The organism is Vogesella lacus, from assembly GCF_979366295.1.
On the sequence record NZ_CEETQT010000065.1, the window covers coordinates 1 to 216 of the forward strand.

Annotated in this window: 1 protein-coding gene; it reads right to left on the reverse strand. The window is 62.0% G+C overall.

Annotated elements, in window-relative coordinates:
- Positions 1–216: hypothetical protein (locus ACZ9W6_RS17740; protein WP_465192504.1), on the reverse strand; the 216-nt coding region annotated here is incomplete at both ends.

Consider the following 216-nt stretch of genomic DNA (forward strand, 5'->3'; position numbering starts at 1 on the left):
GCGTGCCGGAGAGATCCTGTGCCGCCGTCGCGGTGATGAAGTCGCTGCTGGAAGAACCGGTATCGGCCGAGAACTGGAGGGTACTGATGGTATTGGTCGGTGTGGTGCTGTCCAGCACATAAGCCTGCGAGTAGACCGTACCGGCATTGCCGGCAGTATCCACCACCCGGATCTTCAGGGTATCGCTGCCGCTCAGTGTCTGGCCGGCCAGGCTGA